Raw genomic sequence first — 15,291 nt, 5'->3', positions numbered from 1 at the left:
CGGAATCGTTAAAATTGGGTGAAAAGCCGACGAATCGTTCGTCTCGGCGGCGGCCGTTTTGAGAGAAAGTCGTTTTCCTTCAATATTTTACGGCGAATTGACCCACCTTGGGAGTTACGAAAAAAATAAATGTTCGGCCGCGCGGTCTTCGGCTTTGGGCGCAGGGTTTACGCGGGGCAGGGGGATTGGGCGGGGTTCGGTCATGGCGGCGGCGCCTGGGCAGGGAGACAGGGCGCTCATCATAGCGCATATTTTGATTTTCAGAAAGTTTTTGTCGCGGCGCTCGCCCTCTGATTTCCGCGGGCGGCGCCGGCCGAACGCTTCGCCTTGGCGCCGAGAACCGATTGGGACGCGGCGCGCGCACGTCTCGGAATCGGTTGAGGCGGAAGCGTCAAGGCTCGAACAGAAAACTCCGCGCTGGTCTCAGCGCCAGCTATCCATTGATGGCATGGAGGCGATTATGCGCGGGAGGAATTCTAACCTAGGGATCGCCTTTCAGGCGACCGCCTCCGGCGGCGACCGCTTTGCGGTCGTCCTGTGTGCCGGGCATGGCCGGCGTCTTGGGGGTGAAAGTCCCCTGTGCAACCTGATGGAGGTGAAGCACTAGCGAAGCGCAAGGGCGGAACCGCGAGGAACCGTCTGAAGGAAGCGTGGAGCAAAGTCGCGACTCGACGAACAGAAACCGGATACGAGGCAGGGTTGGCCGGACGAGCGGGCAGGAAGTCGCGAAGTCCATATCCATCAAGGGCCAGAACTGTAAATCCGGCGGGTGCGCGATGAAGGACGCCGGGCTTACCCCGGGAGGTCTGCGCCGTGTCCGATGAGGACTGAGGACGCCGCAAGGCGCCCTGACCGCGATGCAGAAGTCAGCAGAGGGCATAATAGGCCGGCTCGCCGGTCGAAGGCCCGAACGGTCCCCGATAAGGGGTTGAAGGAATGGGCGAGTAGACCGGACGTTTCATGAAGGCAACGCGACCGCCAATCCAACTCACATTGGACTTGCCGATGCCCGGCGGGGGTGAAGCCCCGCGCCGGAACGCGCGAGAGGTCGAAGCCATCATGGCGACGGACGGAGCCGAAAGCCCGGCATGGGGGGAGCGGCTCATGGAAGCGATCTGCGACCCCGAAAATATCGACGCGGCCGTGCGAGCGGTCCGACGCAACAAAGGCGCGCCCGGCATCGACGGCATGACCGTCACGCAACTGCCGGACGTTCTGGAGCGGCGCTGGCCCGACATTGCACGAGCGCTTGTCGAGGGCGCGTATCGCCCGCAACCGGTCAAGCGGGTGCAGATCCCCAAACCGGACGGGGGCATACGCAACCTCGGCATTCCCACCGTGATCGATCGCGTGATCCAGCAAGCAGTCCTGCAGCGGCGACAACCGGTGTGGGATCCGACGTTCAGCGCATCGAGCTACGGCTTCCGGCCAGGACGCTCCGCGCAGCAGGCTGTGGCGGCGGCGCAAGCCTATGTCGCCGCGGGCCGACAGTATGTCGTGGACATCGACCTGGCGAAGTTCTTCGACCGGGTCAATCATGACCGGCTGATGGCGGCAGTCGCCGAACGCGTCCGCGATAAGCGGGTTCTTGGGTTGATCCGGAGCCTCCTGACGGCGGGCGCGCTCAATGAGGGGGCCTTCGAGCTAAGCCAGGAGGGAACGCCGCAAGGCGGCCCGCTCTCGCCCTTGTTGTCGAACCTCGTGCTGGACGAACTTGACCGCGAGTTGGAGCGTCGCGGCCTTTCCTTTGTGCGCTACGCGGATGATTGCAATATCCACGTGGCGAGCCGGAAGGCGGCGGAGCGCGTCATGGCGAGCATGACCCGCTTCATCGAGCGACGACTCAAGCTGACGGTCAATGAGGCCAAGAGCGCCGTTGACTGGCCTTGGAACCGCAGCTTTCTCGGCTTCACGCTGAAGCAAGCGAGCGGCTTTCCCCGCGCCATTGCCGTCAAAGCCGTCGCCAGGTTCAAGAACCGGGTGCGCGACTTGACGCGGCGCTATCGCGGCGTTTCGTTGAAGACCATCGTCGCCGACCTCAACCCGCTGCTGCGGGGCTGGGCCGGCTACTTTGGCTTCAGCGAAAGCCACGAGTTCGAAGGTCTCGACGGTTGGATCAGAAGGCGTCTGCGCAGCCTGTTGTGGGTGCAATGGAAAACGCGTCGCAAGCGGCTTGCGGAGCTCATGCGTCGCGGCGTCGCCAAATCCACGGCGTTCGCCTCGATCATGAGCCCGAAAGGGCCGTGGCGGATAAGTGCTTCCGAGGCGCTCCACCGCGCGCTACGAAACAAGACGTTCAAACGCGAAGGGTTGGTTTCTATGGACAAGCTCGCCCATGCTTAATCCGCCGAACCGCCGTGGTACGGACCCGTACGCCCGGTGGTGTGGGAGGGGCGGCGTCGCAAGACGCCCCCCTATCCCGATTGAGTTCAAATTCCTCTCGCGCGCCGCTCCACCATGCAAACAATGGATAACTCCGCCTCACCTGGCTATCACGCGCCCTACGCCGAGCGCTTGGCCACATAGTCAAGCGCCGTGGCGATCTGTGCGGCGGCGCGTTTGGTGTATCGAAGTTTCACCGGCCATATTTCGCCCACATGGCGCGGACTTCCTCTCCGTCGCAAACTCGCCGCGCGCAGCCTCCGCCTCGGCCTCGGCAAGGTCCGCGTGTTCCTCCGGCGTAAGCTCGTATGTCGGCTGCTCGATCCCGGCGAACTGCAGGAGCATGTAGGCGACTTCGTCCTGCACGTTGTCGGGCAGGGCGGACAGGGTGGCGACGGCCTGTTCAAGTAAGCGGGTCATGCGCGAATCTCTGGCCTCCGTTCGGTCAGTGTCATGGCGGCGACTATACCCCTTGCGGCCTCGCTGCGGAAGGCGATCGCCAGCCCCCAGCGAAAACCGGTGGCCGCGCATAAGGTCGATTATGGAACGGGATTTGAAGTCGTAGCGAAGCGTTTGCGAAGTGGAAAAACCGCCCGCGTCGCCGCGCCGGATTCTATACCGCGAAAGGTCAGTATATCGCTCTCCCCGCTCGGCGCGGGCAGGGTCGCGAATACTTGGGCGGGCATGCACTTTCCCCCAATCTTCATAAATGATATGTAAGAAAGCGGAAGGTTGAAATAGAAAGGCGAGTCAAGTGGCAAACAAGCTTTGGTATACGGAAATCTGGGACTGGAACGGTCGCAAGGCGAAATGCTGGGGCATGCTGCCAGACTTCGCGGCGGTCCGCGCGGTCATTATGCTGGCGCGACAGAAGGGCGAGCGCGAAATCGTCCGCGTTATCGCTCCCCTCGATGCCGGCCGGCATGATCTCGCCGCGCTGGAAGGAATGGGCGCTCGCGGCTTCTAGGCGTCGCGCTTCTTCCGTCGCCCGCTGGTGATCGCGATGCGGTTCGGGTGTCCGTGGCGCGTGAAAGTCACGTTGAGGGCTTCGGCCAAAAGCTCCTGCACGTCCATATCGAGTTCAGCGGCGAGGATGCGGAAGGCGTGAACTTCCGCCGCCGCGTAATGCCCGGAAATCTGCCGGGTCGTGGCGCGGGTCTGCGTGCCCTTGACGAGAGGCCGGCTAATGGGTGTCGCCGCAATTCAGGTGGAAATCCAGACTCCGCGAAATGGAAGCACGCTCTGAGCGTTTCCGCCTTTCGCCGGCTACGCGCGGATACAAGCGTGCGCTCGGACCGGAAACGTCCCCATTCGTGCGATTTTTGGCGGAGACGCATGGAACCGAAAACCCTCAAGAGGCAGCGCGCCAAGGTTGGTGAGGTGCTCGACGATAGGGATGTTTGCGCCAAGCAGCACGGAGTGTACCGGTCGCGATTTTCCGGTCGTGTCGTCGATATTCAGCGAATCGATTCCGACCAACCTGGCGCCATTGTCGCGCAAGTAAATCGCCGCCGCCTCAGTGAGAAACGGATGGCCTTCGAAGTAGCGGTCCGTGCGCCAATGCGCGTCCCAACCGGTCTGCACCAATACCGCGCGATCGCTCACCGCAATCGACGCAAAATGAGTCCAGTCGATGGGCCTCCCCGTTAGGCCAGTCACCCGAACGACGACGCCCGGCAGGTCAGAGGTCCAATCCAACGGCAGGCCTGCGAGATCGACCCCGTCGCAATATCGATGATAGGGCGTGTCCAGATAGGTCCCGGTATTGGCCACCATTTCAATCCTACCAATTTGAAACTCGGTTCCGGCATCGTAGGACGACCGCGACTGCAGGAACGACATGTGGTCGCAAACCAGCGGCGCGGGAAGCCCCTTATACGTGATCATGCCGTCTTCAATGACATGACTGAGATCGACAAATCGGGTTGGGCTGTCGCCGTCGACCGCCTCGCGCAGCTTGGCCCTTTTATGCGGCTCTTCGAAAATCGTCTTGTTGAGGATGCGCACGGCGCCGACCATCAGGAGGCGCATATCCCTAACGATAGAGGCGGTGAGCCTTTCGTCGGAAATATCGTCGCCTTCGATATCGAGACGAAAGCCCTGGCCCTGAATCCCGCCGCCGTTCGAGAAATCAATCTCGAAGTCGAAACTCACGCGTTTCTCGCTCATCCGAAATCTCTCTTTCTCTATCGTCTGCCGCTTCGCCAGCTCAAAATGCTTTTCAGCTTTCGCCCGATTGCCGCAACCTGACGCCAATGAGCGCCTTCGTGCTGATCCGGAGCGGCGTTCTTGTCACGCCGAGTCTGATTCCAATCCGGGCTTGCTATCAGCCAGCCAGCTTCATTCACTTGCGGCATAGCTGCCGTCTTCTCGATGGACTTCGTTTCCCGCCAGCGGCGGCGTGAAGACACAGATCAGAACAAGGTCGCCATTCTTGGCGCGCAGAATGTGCGGATCATGGTTGTTGAGGGCGTAGACGGTTCCCGGCCGGATCGGAAAGACCTCGCCAGTGTCCTTGTGCACCACTTCCCCTTCGCCGGAGAGACAATAGTTCGTCTCAAAATGGTTCTTATAGTGAAGATGCAGCTCGGCGCCGTCCTTGACTCGCGTTTCGTGCACCGAATGCCCCATGCCATGCTCGCGTAAGATAAGGCGCCGACTCTCCCAGCCGGATCCGGAAACATTGCGAGCCGTGCCGGCGATCTCGAGCGAAGACGCAACGATCATTGGGGTGTCCCTTTCCTCTTGCTTGCGAACTCAGTGAGGGAGAATGCGCAATTGTTGAGCGTCAGCGCCTTATCGAGGCCTCGATGCTTGGCCGCCAAACCGCACGCCCTTGCTTCAATGATCACATCCGCGAGGTCTCTAGGTTTAGTGCCGCCTTGCTCGATCTGACCCGCTCAGTCGACAGGAAGAAGCCGCGCGCGCGCTCGAGCGCCTGCCGATCGGACAGGATATCCCCTGGCTTGCTTCCATTTCCGAGCAGGACGCCGCCGAATTCCATCTTGAGATAGTCGGCAGTGATCGCGAGCGCGCCGATCAGCGGCTCAGCGCGCCTCGGATCCTCATCGCTCAGCACGCACAGCCCCCAGAGCGTCTTCCCTGCCATCCTGGCCTTGAACTGCGCGCCGGGCACGCGCAACCAGGCGCTCCAATAATCCAGATAGAGCTTGGCGCTGGCTGGCAGGCTGTACCAGTAGAGCGGAACGACAAAAACGAGGTCTGTCGCGTCGAGCGTCGCGTCGAACAGAACGCGTTCATGGCCGGTCGGCTCTGGATAGGCGCCGACGGAATGCCGGATATCTTCAAAAGGGGCCAAGGGCATATCCATCAGCCTCAGCCATCGCTGTGGCCATTGCCGCGGTAGCTTTTCCGCGGCGACGCGCGTCAAGACCTCGGTGTTGCCGTCGCGACGCGCACTGGCGAGCAGAAAAGTGAACCGGCGCGCCTCCGTGGTCTGCGGCGGGGCGTGTTGGGTCAAAATTTATCTCCCGACGGGGTCCATCCCCGAGGGAACCATTGCATCACTTGTTGGCTCGCATCGGCGAATGATATTCCTTGACCCTCAGATGAATTCCATTCATGTGAGCGGGACATGGCCAGCCGGACGGACCTCGCTGCAATTCCCTGGACCTCGCTGCGAGCCTTCGAGGCCGCCTCGCGTCTTGGCAGTTTCAAGGCGGCGGCGAGCGAGCTGTCGGTGACGCCGACCGCGATCAGCCATCAGGTGAAGCGGCTGGAGACGCATCTCGGCCTCGCTCTGTTCGATCGGTTGCACCGGTCTCTGCGTCTCACCGCCGCTGGCGAGGTCCTGGGCGCCGAGGCGCAAGGGGCCTTCTTGCGCCTGGAGCGCAGCATCCGCGATCTGAAATTACAGGGACGGGCGACGGGAGCCCACAGCCTGACGGTGAGCGCCGTGCCCTCCTTCGCGACAAAATGGCTCGCCCCTCGGCTGCACAGCTTCCAGGCGGCCCATCCTCGGATCGCGCTGCGCCTTGTCGCGGACGAAGGCCTGATCGATTTTCGTCGTGATCGAACCATCGATATCGCCTTGCGCTATGGTCCGGGCCCTTATAGCCCAGATGTGCATGCCGAGCAGCTTTGGCCAAAGGTGGAGGTCGTGGCGGTCTGCGCGCCGGCGCTCGCCAAGAAGCTGCGCGCCCCGGCCGATCTGTTGCGGCAGACATTGATCCGGACGGCGCGCCCGGCGGCGCTGGAACGATCTCGGCGAGATCAACCCATCCTGGAGTGGCTGACATGGTTCACGGCCGCCGGCGTGCGGATCGACGATGCGACGGTAAAAACGCTCGAAGGTCCGGTTTTCAGCGCCAGTCACCTCGCGATTGAAGCTGCGGCGGCGGGACAGGGAATCGCCCTCGCGCCCGCGATACTGGTCGACAGGGACGTTTCGAGCGGACGGCTGATGCGCCTGTTTGCGACGAGCGCGCCGGACACGAATGCGTTCTGGGTTTTGTGCCGCGCCGACCGCGTGCGGGAGAGTCGCATTCGGGCATTCATGAAATGGATCAGAGAGGAACGCTATTCGACCTGACGCGCGACGGGATTACGGATTACGGCGATGGCGTGGTTGAAGGCATCGAACTTTGTCCGAATGAATTTTGGCAGAACCGCTTCCGTCATTGCGAGCGGAGCGAAGCAATCCAGAGGTCGTGACCCCTCCGGGTTTTTGCGGGACCACCATCAAAGCCGGCTATCTCAAGCGTTCCGGTCATTGCGAGCGTAGATTGGCAATTCCGCAAACGCCTCGACCTCTGGATTGCTTCGCTCCGCTCGCAATGACGGCGGCAGGTGACAGATGATTCCGCCAGGACGTATCACGCCCTAATGCAAATGCCTCAGCTTATCCGGGTTCCGCACGACATAGATCGCCGCCACCTTGCCGTCCTCGATCTCCAGCGCGGTCGTCTGCAATTCGCCGTCGGCCTCCAGCGTGACGAAGCCGGGCAAGCCGTTGATGAGGCCGGCGCGAATAAGTTTCGAGCCATTCCTCCCGAATTGATCCGCCAGAAATTGATGGAACTTCATGACGGCGTCGAAGCCGAGAATCGGATGCATCGCCGCCGGGCGCTTGCCGCCGCCATCCGCATGAATGCTGACATCGGCCGCCAGCATCGAAGCCAGCGCTTTCATGTCGCCGTTGCGTGACGCCGTAAAGAAAGCCTTGGCGATCTCAAGGCCGCGCTGCTTGTCGACTTGGAAGCGCGGCCTCGCCTCGCGGACATGGACGCGCGCCCTTGCGGCGAGCTGACGGCAGGCGGCGGGGTCGCGTCCGATGTCGGCGCCGACTTCCTCGAATCCAAGCCCGAACACTTCGTGCAGCAGGAAAGCCGCCCGCTCGAGCGGGGAGAGACGCTCCAGCGCCAGCATCAGCGGCAAAGTGACGTCCTCTTCCTCCTCCTCTTCGATGACGGGATCGGGAAGCCAGGGGCCGATATAGGTCTCGCGCTGGCGCCGCGCCGATTTCAACTGATCGAGGCAGAGGCGCGTCACCGTGCGGCGCAGGAACGCTTCGGGTTCGCGCACTGCGCCGCGGTCGGCCCCCATCCAGCGGATGAAGGCCTCCTGCAAAACATCCTCGGCGTCGGCGACGGAGCCCAGCATGCGGTAGGCGACGCGCATCAGTCTGGGGCGCAGCGGATCGAAGCCCTCAGCCGCATCCGCGCTGTCGCCGGCCGCCATCAGGCGGCCGCCGCCTGGGCCGCGGCCTTGGCTTGAGCCGGATCGACGAACAGACCGAAACCGACCGCGATGCGGTTCCATCCATTGATGACATTGATCATCAAGGTGAGTTTGACCTGCTCTTCCTCGGTAAAATGAGCCCACAGGGCTTCCCGGGCGCCCTCGTGGTTATGTCCCTCGGAGAGCCGCGTCAGCGCGTCGGTCCAGCCGAGCGCGGCGCGTTCGCGGTCGGTGTAGCAAGGCGCCTCGCGCCACGCCGACAAGAGATAGATCCGCTGCTCGGTCTCTCCGTTGGCGCGCGCGTCGATCGTGTGCATGTTGAGGCAATTGGCGCAGCCGTTGATCTGCGAGGCGCGGATTTCCACGAGCCTGACGAGGGTCGCCTCAAGGCTCGAAGCGACGGCTTGGGATGTGGCGGTCCATTTCTTCATGAGTTCAGGCGCGGCGGCAAAGAGGTTGATGGCGGTCATGATGGGCTTCCTTCTGTTGCGTTCCCCTATCATGACGAGCCAGAGGCCGCCCGTGTGACATCCGCGCCGAAAAATCTGACGCCGGCCGCAAAGCTGACGGTTTGCGATTCCCATCGCGCTATGGTGCGGTCGTGATGGATGACGCCAGGCGCGGACGGAAGAAAAAGAGAATTGAGCAAGGCGCCGCCGTAAACTACGCCGTAAACCATAAATCGGGGAGGGCTATCTTGAAACCAATCCGTGGTCTGCGCTGGTGGATTGTCGCGCTCATCTGCCTTGGAACGATCATCAATTACCTCTCCCGCAACGCCCTTGGCGTCTTGGCCCCCGAATTGAAGACGCAAATGGCCATCAGCACGCAGCAATATTCTTACATCGTCGGCGCTTTTCAAATCGGTTATACGATCATGCAGCCGGTTTGTGGTCTGATCGTCGATTTGATCGGCCTGCGCATCGGCTTCGCGCTATTCGCGGTGCTTTGGTCGATCGCCGGCTGCCTTCACGGCGGCGTCACCGGCTGGATTTCGCTGGCGGGGGCGCGCGGCCTGATGGGCCTGACCGAGGCCGCCGCGATTCCTTCCGGCATGAAGGCGGTGGCCGAATGGTTCCCGAACAAGGAGAAATCCATCGCCGTCGGCTTCTTCAACGTCGGCACTTCGGTCGGCGCCTTGATCGCGCCGCCGCTCGTCGTCTTTCTTTCCCTGGAATATGGATGGCGTTCGGCATTCGTCGCGACGGGCGCGATCGGTTTTTTCTGGGCGGCGCTTTGGTACGCGTTTTATCGCTCGCCTCAGGACCACAAGCGGCTGTCCGCGGATGAACGCGACCGAATCCTTTCGGGTCAAAGCAGCCCGGATTCAGCGTCCGATGAAAAGCGGTCCGTCGGCGAGTTGTTGCGAACGCGCCGTTTCTGGGCGATCGCCGCGCCAAGATTTTTCGCCGAGCCGGCATGGCAGACGTTCAGCTTCTGGATCCCGCTCTATATGGCGACCGAGCGGCATATGGATCTCAAGCAGATCGCGCTTTACGCGTGGCTTCCGTTTCTCGCAGCGGATTTGGGAGGAATTTTCGGCGGCTATGTCTCGCCATTCCTGATGAAATATTTCAGCGTTTCGTTGGTCTGGTCCAGAGTGTGCGGCGTTATCCTGGCGGCGGTCCTGATGATCGGGCCGGGGTGCATCGGCCTCGTCGCCTCCGCTTACACCGCCATCGCTTTATTCTGCATCGGCGGATTTGCGCATCAAACGATCTCGACGCTGGTCAACACGCTGAGCGCGGATGTCTTTGCGTCCCGCGACGTTGGAACCGTCAGCGGTTTTGCCGGCATGGCGGCGTGGATCGGCGGCCTGAGCTTCTCTCTCCTCGTCGGCGCCTTGGCGGACACCATCGGCTATGGCCCGTTGTTTGGAATGCTTGGCGCTTTCGACATGATCGGCGCCATATTCCTGGTTGTCTTGATCCGCGGGCAGTCCTACAGCGACCCACCGCCAATGAGCCAACGCGTCGATGGCGCCCTCGCGGCTCCTTGAGCGGCGAGCAATAGGATGACGACCGATGAAGCCGATTTTGCGAGCCCGCGTTCAGAGCCAGGATCAGCGCGGGCTTCTATTGGCCTGCGAAGAGAATGTGACGATCCGCATCACAGCGCTGCGGCCGGATCTGGTGCGCGTCACGTTGCTGCGCAATGGCCGCCTGCGCCAGAATCGGAGCTGGTCGACGCTCCCTGACGGCGAGCGCGATGCCGAATGGGCGGGCCGGGACCGGCTTGACGACAGCCTTTGGCCGCCCATTCCGATGGAGATCACGCAGACGGACGCGGAGGCGACCCTTCGCACGGAAGCCATGCGTCTGACGATCGCGCTCAATGGCCTGCGCATGGATTGGTCGCTGCCGGACGGCACGGTTTTCGCGCGGGATCGCGAGACACAGCCCTATTTTCTTGGCCAGAAAACCCACGCCTTCCGCCACGCGATGGCGCGCCGCGCAGGCGACCGCTATTACGGCGCGGGAGACAAGACCGGCGCGCTCGATCTCAACGGCCGGCGCGTCCGCCTCGCGATGCGCGATTCTCTGGGCTATAATCCCCAGAACGGCGATCCGCTCTATAAGAACTGGCCCTTCCTGATCGTCAGAGATGGACCGAGCGCCGTCTCCTATGGTCTTTTCTATGACAATTACAGCGAAGCCAGCTTTGATCTGGGCTGCGAGCGCGACAATTATTTCGGCCCTTATCGATCCTATGAAGCCGAAGACGGCGACCTCGACTTCTATCTCTTTCTCGGCCCGCGGCTGAAGGACGTCACCCCGAAATTCCTCGCGCTGACCGGTCGGACCGCGCTGCCGCCGCGTTGGTCTCTGGGCTTTGCGCAGACCGCGATGGGGCTCGCCGATTCGCCGGACGCGCAGCGCCAGATTCAGGGCGTCATCGAGAAGGCGATCGCGCATGACATTCCGTTGAGCGCCTTTCATTTCGGTTCCGGATATACGTCGATCGGCGCCAAGCGCTATGTCTTCAACTGGAATTTCGCGAAATTTCCAGAGCCCAAAGCGCTCATGCGCAACTTCGCCGAAGCCGGCGTGCGCGTCGTCGCCAATATCAAGCCCTGCCTGCTCGACGACCATCCGCGCTACGAGGAAGTCGCCGCTCTCGGCGGCTTCATTACCGGCGAGGCCGACAAGACGCCCTTGAAGTCTCAGTTCTGGGATGGGGAAGGCGCGCATCTGGATTTCACCAATCCGGCCGCGATCCGATGGTGGCGGGAAGGCCTGACGGCGCAGGTGCTCGGCTATGGCGTCGACGCTGGATGGTGCGACAACAATGAATATGGGCTCTGGGACGACACGGCGACCTGCGCCAGCTTTGGCGAACCGACGCCCTTGTCGCTTGTGCGGCCGGTTCAAGCCCTCCTCATGACGCGCGCCACGCGGGAAGCGCAAATCGCCGCGCGACCCAACGAGCGGCCCTTTACCGTCACGCGCGGCGGATGCCCCGGAATCCAGCGCTACGCGCAGACCTGGAGCGGCGACAACACGACAAGCTGGGAATCGCTGAAATGGAATCTGCGCACCGGTCTCGGCATGAGCCTTTCCGGGATGCTCAACGTCGGACACGATATCGGCGGCTTCGCCGGGCCCGTTCCGGGGCCGGAATTGTTGATCCGTTGGACGCAGGCCGGCGTCCTGCATCCGCGCTTCATCATGAATAGCTGGAAGCCCGACAATGTCACGACATCGCCATGGCTGCATCCCGAGGCTCTGCCGGCCATCCGCGAAGCCCTGAGGCTGCGCCTTCAGCTCATGCCCTATCTCTATAGCGCGATGCAGGCGGCGTATCGGACCCATAGGCCCGTGCTGACGCCGACCTTCGTACCTTTTGAACACGATCCCGCTTGCTTTGCCGATTGCGACGCGTTCATGTTCGGCCCCTCGCTGATGGCGGCGCCGGTCACCGCGGAAGGCGCGCACGAAGTCGCCGTCTACCTGCCCATCGGCCCCGATTGGTGGTACGATTTCTCCAGCGGCGAGACCTACGCTCCAGGACAGATCGTCACGATTGCTGCGCCGCTTGAACGTCTTCCCTTGCTCGCGCCTTCGGGAGCGATCGTTCCGGTCACCGATTCCAGGGGCGATTATGCGCGCCGCCATGATGAACCGTCGCGCGCGCTGCGCCTGTTTCCCGGGCGATCGTCCGGCCGATCCAGCACAATTCTCTATGAGGATGATGGCGTCTCCGCCAATGGACCGCTCACAGAAGTGACGATCAACCTCGCCTGGACCCCGGCGGAGATTCACGTGGATGTCTCGGTCAACGGCGACTATCCGCTGCCCTACCGCGAAATGCGGATCATCTTGCCTCACAATGAGAACCGGACGCTCAAGCTGGCCGTCGGGGAGGCCAAGGGCCATGCCGCGAATAGGATCGCTCTTGTTTAGTACGCGTCCGTTCCGAGTATCGCGTTGAGCCCGGTGCCGGCGCGACAGCGTTCGCCGTCGCGCCAAAACTGCCGGTCAACTCAATACCGCACGCGGTTCGAGGAACCCATCCAGGCCAAATGCGCCATATTCGCGTCCGATGCCCGATTGCTTGAAGCCGCCGAATGGGGCGAGCGGCTCATGCGGCGCGCCGTTGATGACGACGCGTCCGGCCTGCAACTGTCCCGCCACCCGCTTCGCGTGATCGAGGTCGGACGAGAGCACGTAGGATTGCAGCCCGTAGCTGGTGTCATTGGCGATCGCGATGGCTTCGGCCTCGTTGCGATAGGGGATGACGCAGAGCACAGGCCCGAAGATCTCCTCGCGCGCAATCCGCATCTGGTTGGCGACATCAGCGAATACCGTCGGCCGCACAAACCAGCCGTGCTCCAACCCATCGGGCCGCCCTTCGCCGCCGGTCAGCAGCGTCGCGCCTTCGTCGATGCCGAGGCGGATATAGGACTGGACCCGTTCCCATTGTTTCTGGCTCACCATCGGGCCGATCTGCGCGTTGGGGTCGGTCGCGGCGCCGACCTTCAGGGTCTCGATATGATCCTTCAGCCGCGCCAGCGTTTCGTCCAATCGGCTTTCCGGCGCGAGGAGACGCGTGCCCGCGACGCAGGCCTGCCCGCTGTTGACGAAGCCGCTCGCCAGCGCGATCGGGATCGCCGTCGCGAGGTCCGCATCTTCCAGGAGGATTTGCGGCCCCTTGCCGCCAAGCTCGAGCGTCACGCGCTTGAAGGTCTGCGCCGCCGCCGTGAGGATCGCGCGCCCGGTCATGGTGGAGCCGGTAAAGCTGATTTTGGCGATATCAGGATGGGTGCTGAGCGCCGCGCCCACGATGGGGCCATAGCCATTGACGATATTGATTACGCCCTTCGACAATCCCGCCGCGTGAACAGCTTGCGCCATGACCTGGGTCTGGATCGCGCTCATTTCGGACGGCTTGACGACGATCGTCGATCCCGCTGCGATCGCGGTCGCGATCTTGGAGGCGATGAAGCCAAGCGTGCTGTTCCACGGGATGATGGCGGCGACCACGCCGAGCGGCTCCATCGATACTTCGGCGCGGCCGATCGTGCGGCGGAAGGCATAGGTCTCGACCGTCTTCGCCATGTCCTCGAACAAGGCGGCGGCGTGCTGCACGGAAAAGCCAGTAAAGCTGGAGGGCGCGCCATATTCTTCGACCATGGCGGCGAACATGTCGTCGGCGCGCGCGGCGACAGCCTTATGCAGGCGACGCAGCATGACGGCGCGCTCGGCCGGCGTGGTGTGCGCCATCGCCGGGAAGGCGCGCTTGGCTGCGGCGACCGCGTGGTTCACATCATCGGCGTCGCCGAGGCGAACCTCGCCGATCTGTTTCTCGGTCGCGGGATTGAACAGCGGCGCTCGATCGTCGCCGTGCGGCGTGACGAAAGCGCCGTCGATGTAGATCGTGTCGATAGTGCGCATGGCATAATTCCTTTCCATCATTTCGGAGGGAAATATGCGCCGCGCTCAATGATCTGATAAGCTCATTAAACGGAGACAAGCTGATGAGTAAACTATGACAGTGAGACAAGCGAGCCTGGCCGAACTGGAGGCGGTCGCCACCGTGGCGCGCGCCGGCGGGTTTCGCGCGGCGGCGCGCGAACTCGGCGTGTCGTCGTCAGCGCTCAGCCACGCCATTGCCGCGCTGGAGGACCGCCTTCATGTGCGGCTCTTCAACCGGACGACACGCAGCGTGGCGCTGACGGCCGCGGGAGAGACCTTCGTCGCGGAAGTCGCTCCCGCGCTGGCAGCGATCGATGGCGCGCTGGAAAACGCCAGCGAGGGCGGCGGCGAGATATCGGGCGTGCTTCGCATCAACACGTCCCGCGGCGCCGCCAAGATGCTGCTCCAGCCGCTGTTCCTGCGCTATCTCAGCCGTTACCCGCGCGTTGAACTGGAGATCGCCACCGAGGAGGCGCTGATCGACGTGTTGGGCCAAGGTTTCGACGCGGGCGTTCGGCTGGCGGACACCGTGCCGCCGGACATGATCGCCATTCCGATCCTGCCGACGATCCGATCGGTGGTTGTCGGAGCGCCCGCCTATTTCGTCGGGCGGAAGCGGCCCGCAGCGCCCGCCGACCTCATGCGGCATCAGTGCATCCGGGCCCGGATGGGCACAGGAAAGCTCCACCGCTGGGAATTCCAGAAGCGCGGCCAGGCCGTGCTGATCGATGCGCCCGGCTTCCTCACGCTCGACGAATCCGGCCTGATGCTGGAGGCGGCGCTGGCCGGCGCAGGGCTCGCCTATATCGGCGAGCCATCGGCCGCGGAGCATATCGCCGCTGGACGACTGGAGGTCGTGCTGGCGGACTGGACGCCGCCCTATCCCGGCCTGTCGCTCTATTTCGCCGGACGGCGGCATATTCCCGCCCGGCTGCGCGCCCTGATCGACCTCATCCGCGAACAAGGACGCACAACAGGATAGCGGCGGGCGTCCGGACAATAGTATTTACAGCGGGGGCGTATTTCCCCATGAAAGTCCGCCCTCATCTCGCCATCCCCGCGCTTGGTGCGCCATGACAGCGATCTCGCCTCCACCTCAACGACCCCCCAAGCCGCTCATCGGCAAAACACCGCCCAGATCGAGCTCTTGCATCTCTCGCACATCGCGGCGACTTCCGTGGCGACATGGGTCAAATCCGCCTGGGAATCATTGATGAGGGCCGGTCCGTCGATCGGGGTCCGCCCCTGGGCGTCGGTGGCGATGGCGCCGAGCGTCACGCTGATCGTCTGAGGC

The 15,291-nt window shown here is 62.9% G+C and carries 14 protein-coding genes; 6 read left to right on the top strand and 8 right to left on the bottom strand.

What is annotated here, in order from left to right; genetic code table 11:
- Positions 1-1,059 precede the first annotated feature (1,059 nt).
- Positions 1,060-2,343 (top strand): group II intron reverse transcriptase/maturase, encoded by a 1,284-nt coding sequence (ltrA, locus tag GSQ90_RS18885; RefSeq protein ID WP_158816431.1) that lies wholly within the window; start codon positions 1,060-1,062, stop codon positions 2,341-2,343.
- Between the two features lie 183 nt (positions 2,344-2,526).
- Here ltrA and GSQ90_RS18880 read toward each other — a convergent pair whose 3' ends face one another.
- Positions 2,527-2,802 carry a hypothetical protein gene (locus tag GSQ90_RS18880; RefSeq protein ID WP_371418401.1) on the bottom strand — a complete coding sequence of 92 codons (276 nt, stop codon included), beginning with the start codon at positions 2,800-2,802 and terminating at the stop codon, positions 2,527-2,529.
- A 334-nt stretch (positions 2,803-3,136) separates the two neighbouring features.
- On the opposite strand from GSQ90_RS18880, the gene GSQ90_RS18875 reads away from it, so the two are divergent.
- On the top strand, positions 3,137-3,349 hold the full coding sequence (locus GSQ90_RS18875) for a hypothetical protein (protein WP_158816430.1): 213 nt from the start codon (positions 3,137-3,139) through the stop codon (positions 3,347-3,349).
- On the opposite strand, the gene GSQ90_RS32895 is transcribed toward GSQ90_RS18875, so the two are convergent.
- From GSQ90_RS32895 to GSQ90_RS18860, 4 genes are all read right to left on the bottom strand, one after another.
- Complete coding sequence (locus GSQ90_RS32895; RefSeq protein ID WP_371418409.1) at positions 3,346-3,570, bottom strand: ribbon-helix-helix domain-containing protein; 225 nt, start codon at positions 3,568-3,570, stop codon at positions 3,346-3,348. The two genes, GSQ90_RS18875 and GSQ90_RS32895, sit on opposite strands and share 4 nt — an antisense overlap.
- Positions 3,571-3,648: 78 nt before the next feature.
- On the bottom strand, positions 3,649-4,551 hold the full coding sequence (locus GSQ90_RS18870) for a cyclase family protein (RefSeq protein ID WP_158816429.1): 903 nt from the start codon (positions 4,549-4,551) through the stop codon (positions 3,649-3,651).
- 171 nt (positions 4,552-4,722) lie between these two features.
- Positions 4,723-5,109 (bottom strand): ectoine synthase, encoded by a 387-nt coding sequence (locus GSQ90_RS18865; protein WP_158816428.1) that lies wholly within the window; start codon positions 5,107-5,109, stop codon positions 4,723-4,725.
- Positions 5,110-5,230: 121 nt separating this feature from the next.
- Positions 5,231-5,863 (bottom strand): flavodoxin family protein, encoded by a 633-nt coding sequence (locus GSQ90_RS18860; protein ID WP_158816427.1) that lies wholly within the window; start codon positions 5,861-5,863, stop codon positions 5,231-5,233.
- Positions 5,864-5,977: 114 nt separating this feature from the next.
- Between GSQ90_RS18860 and GSQ90_RS18855 the strand changes: the two genes are divergently transcribed.
- Positions 5,978-6,934 (top strand): LysR substrate-binding domain-containing protein, encoded by a 957-nt coding sequence (locus tag GSQ90_RS18855; RefSeq protein ID WP_158816426.1) that lies wholly within the window; start codon positions 5,978-5,980, stop codon positions 6,932-6,934.
- 290 nt (positions 6,935-7,224) lie between these two features.
- Here GSQ90_RS18855 and GSQ90_RS18850 read toward each other — a convergent pair whose 3' ends face one another.
- On the bottom strand, positions 7,225-8,082 hold the full coding sequence (locus GSQ90_RS18850; RefSeq protein ID WP_158816425.1) for a sigma-70 family RNA polymerase sigma factor: 858 nt from the start codon (positions 8,080-8,082) through the stop codon (positions 7,225-7,227).
- Positions 8,082-8,552 carry a carboxymuconolactone decarboxylase family protein gene (locus GSQ90_RS18845; RefSeq protein ID WP_158816424.1) on the bottom strand — a complete coding sequence of 157 codons (471 nt, stop codon included), beginning with the start codon at positions 8,550-8,552 and terminating at the stop codon, positions 8,082-8,084. The genes GSQ90_RS18850 and GSQ90_RS18845 overlap by 1 nt, the downstream gene beginning before the upstream one ends.
- A 227-nt stretch (positions 8,553-8,779) precedes the next feature.
- Between GSQ90_RS18845 and GSQ90_RS18840 the strand changes: the two genes are divergently transcribed.
- Both GSQ90_RS18840 and GSQ90_RS18835 read left to right on the top strand, forming a co-directional pair.
- Positions 8,780-10,081 (top strand): MFS transporter, encoded by a 1,302-nt coding sequence (locus tag GSQ90_RS18840; RefSeq protein WP_158816423.1) that lies wholly within the window; start codon positions 8,780-8,782, stop codon positions 10,079-10,081.
- A 25-nt stretch (positions 10,082-10,106) separates the two neighbouring features.
- Complete coding sequence (locus tag GSQ90_RS18835; protein WP_158816422.1) at positions 10,107-12,485, top strand: glycoside hydrolase family 31 protein; 2,379 nt, start codon at positions 10,107-10,109, stop codon at positions 12,483-12,485.
- Positions 12,486-12,560: 75 nt separating this feature from the next.
- Here GSQ90_RS18835 and GSQ90_RS18830 read toward each other — a convergent pair whose 3' ends face one another.
- On the bottom strand, positions 12,561-13,976 hold the full coding sequence (locus GSQ90_RS18830) for an aldehyde dehydrogenase family protein (protein ID WP_158816421.1): 1,416 nt from the start codon (positions 13,974-13,976) through the stop codon (positions 12,561-12,563).
- A 94-nt stretch (positions 13,977-14,070) separates the two neighbouring features.
- Between GSQ90_RS18830 and GSQ90_RS18825 the strand changes: the two genes are divergently transcribed.
- Positions 14,071-14,979, top strand: coding sequence for a LysR family transcriptional regulator (locus GSQ90_RS18825; protein ID WP_158816420.1), 909 nt, complete (start codon positions 14,071-14,073; stop codon positions 14,977-14,979).
- Positions 14,980-15,291 lie beyond the last annotated feature (312 nt).

The organism is Methylocapsa sp. S129 (assembly GCF_009765995.1).
In the GTDB taxonomy this organism is placed as follows: domain Bacteria; phylum Pseudomonadota; class Alphaproteobacteria; order Rhizobiales; family Beijerinckiaceae; genus Roseiarcus.
Note: the sequence above shows the minus strand (reverse complement) of the source record. Positions and strands in the feature narration are given on the sequence as shown.

Coding starts and splice junctions, on each gene's coding strand:
- ltrA (WP_158816431.1), top strand. CDS start 1,060: ATGGCGACGGACGGAGCCGAAAGCCCGGCATGGGGGGAGCGGCTCATG.
- GSQ90_RS18880 (WP_371418401.1), bottom strand. CDS start 2,802: ATGACCCGCTTACTTGAACAGGCCGTCGCCACCCTGTCCGCCCTGCCC.
- GSQ90_RS18870 (WP_158816429.1), bottom strand. CDS start 4,551: ATGAGCGAGAAACGCGTGAGTTTCGACTTCGAGATTGATTTCTCGAAC.
- GSQ90_RS18865 (WP_158816428.1), bottom strand. CDS start 5,109: ATGATCGTTGCGTCTTCGCTCGAGATCGCCGGCACGGCTCGCAATGTT.
- GSQ90_RS18855 (WP_158816426.1), top strand. CDS start 5,978: ATGGCCAGCCGGACGGACCTCGCTGCAATTCCCTGGACCTCGCTGCGA.
- GSQ90_RS18850 (WP_158816425.1), bottom strand. CDS start 8,082: ATGGCGGCCGGCGACAGCGCGGATGCGGCTGAGGGCTTCGATCCGCTG.
- GSQ90_RS18845 (WP_158816424.1), bottom strand. CDS start 8,552: ATGACCGCCATCAACCTCTTTGCCGCCGCGCCTGAACTCATGAAGAAA.
- GSQ90_RS18835 (WP_158816422.1), top strand. CDS start 10,107: ATGAAGCCGATTTTGCGAGCCCGCGTTCAGAGCCAGGATCAGCGCGGG.
- GSQ90_RS18830 (WP_158816421.1), bottom strand. CDS start 13,976: ATGCGCACTATCGACACGATCTACATCGACGGCGCTTTCGTCACGCCG.
- GSQ90_RS18825 (WP_158816420.1), top strand. CDS start 14,071: ATGACAGTGAGACAAGCGAGCCTGGCCGAACTGGAGGCGGTCGCCACC.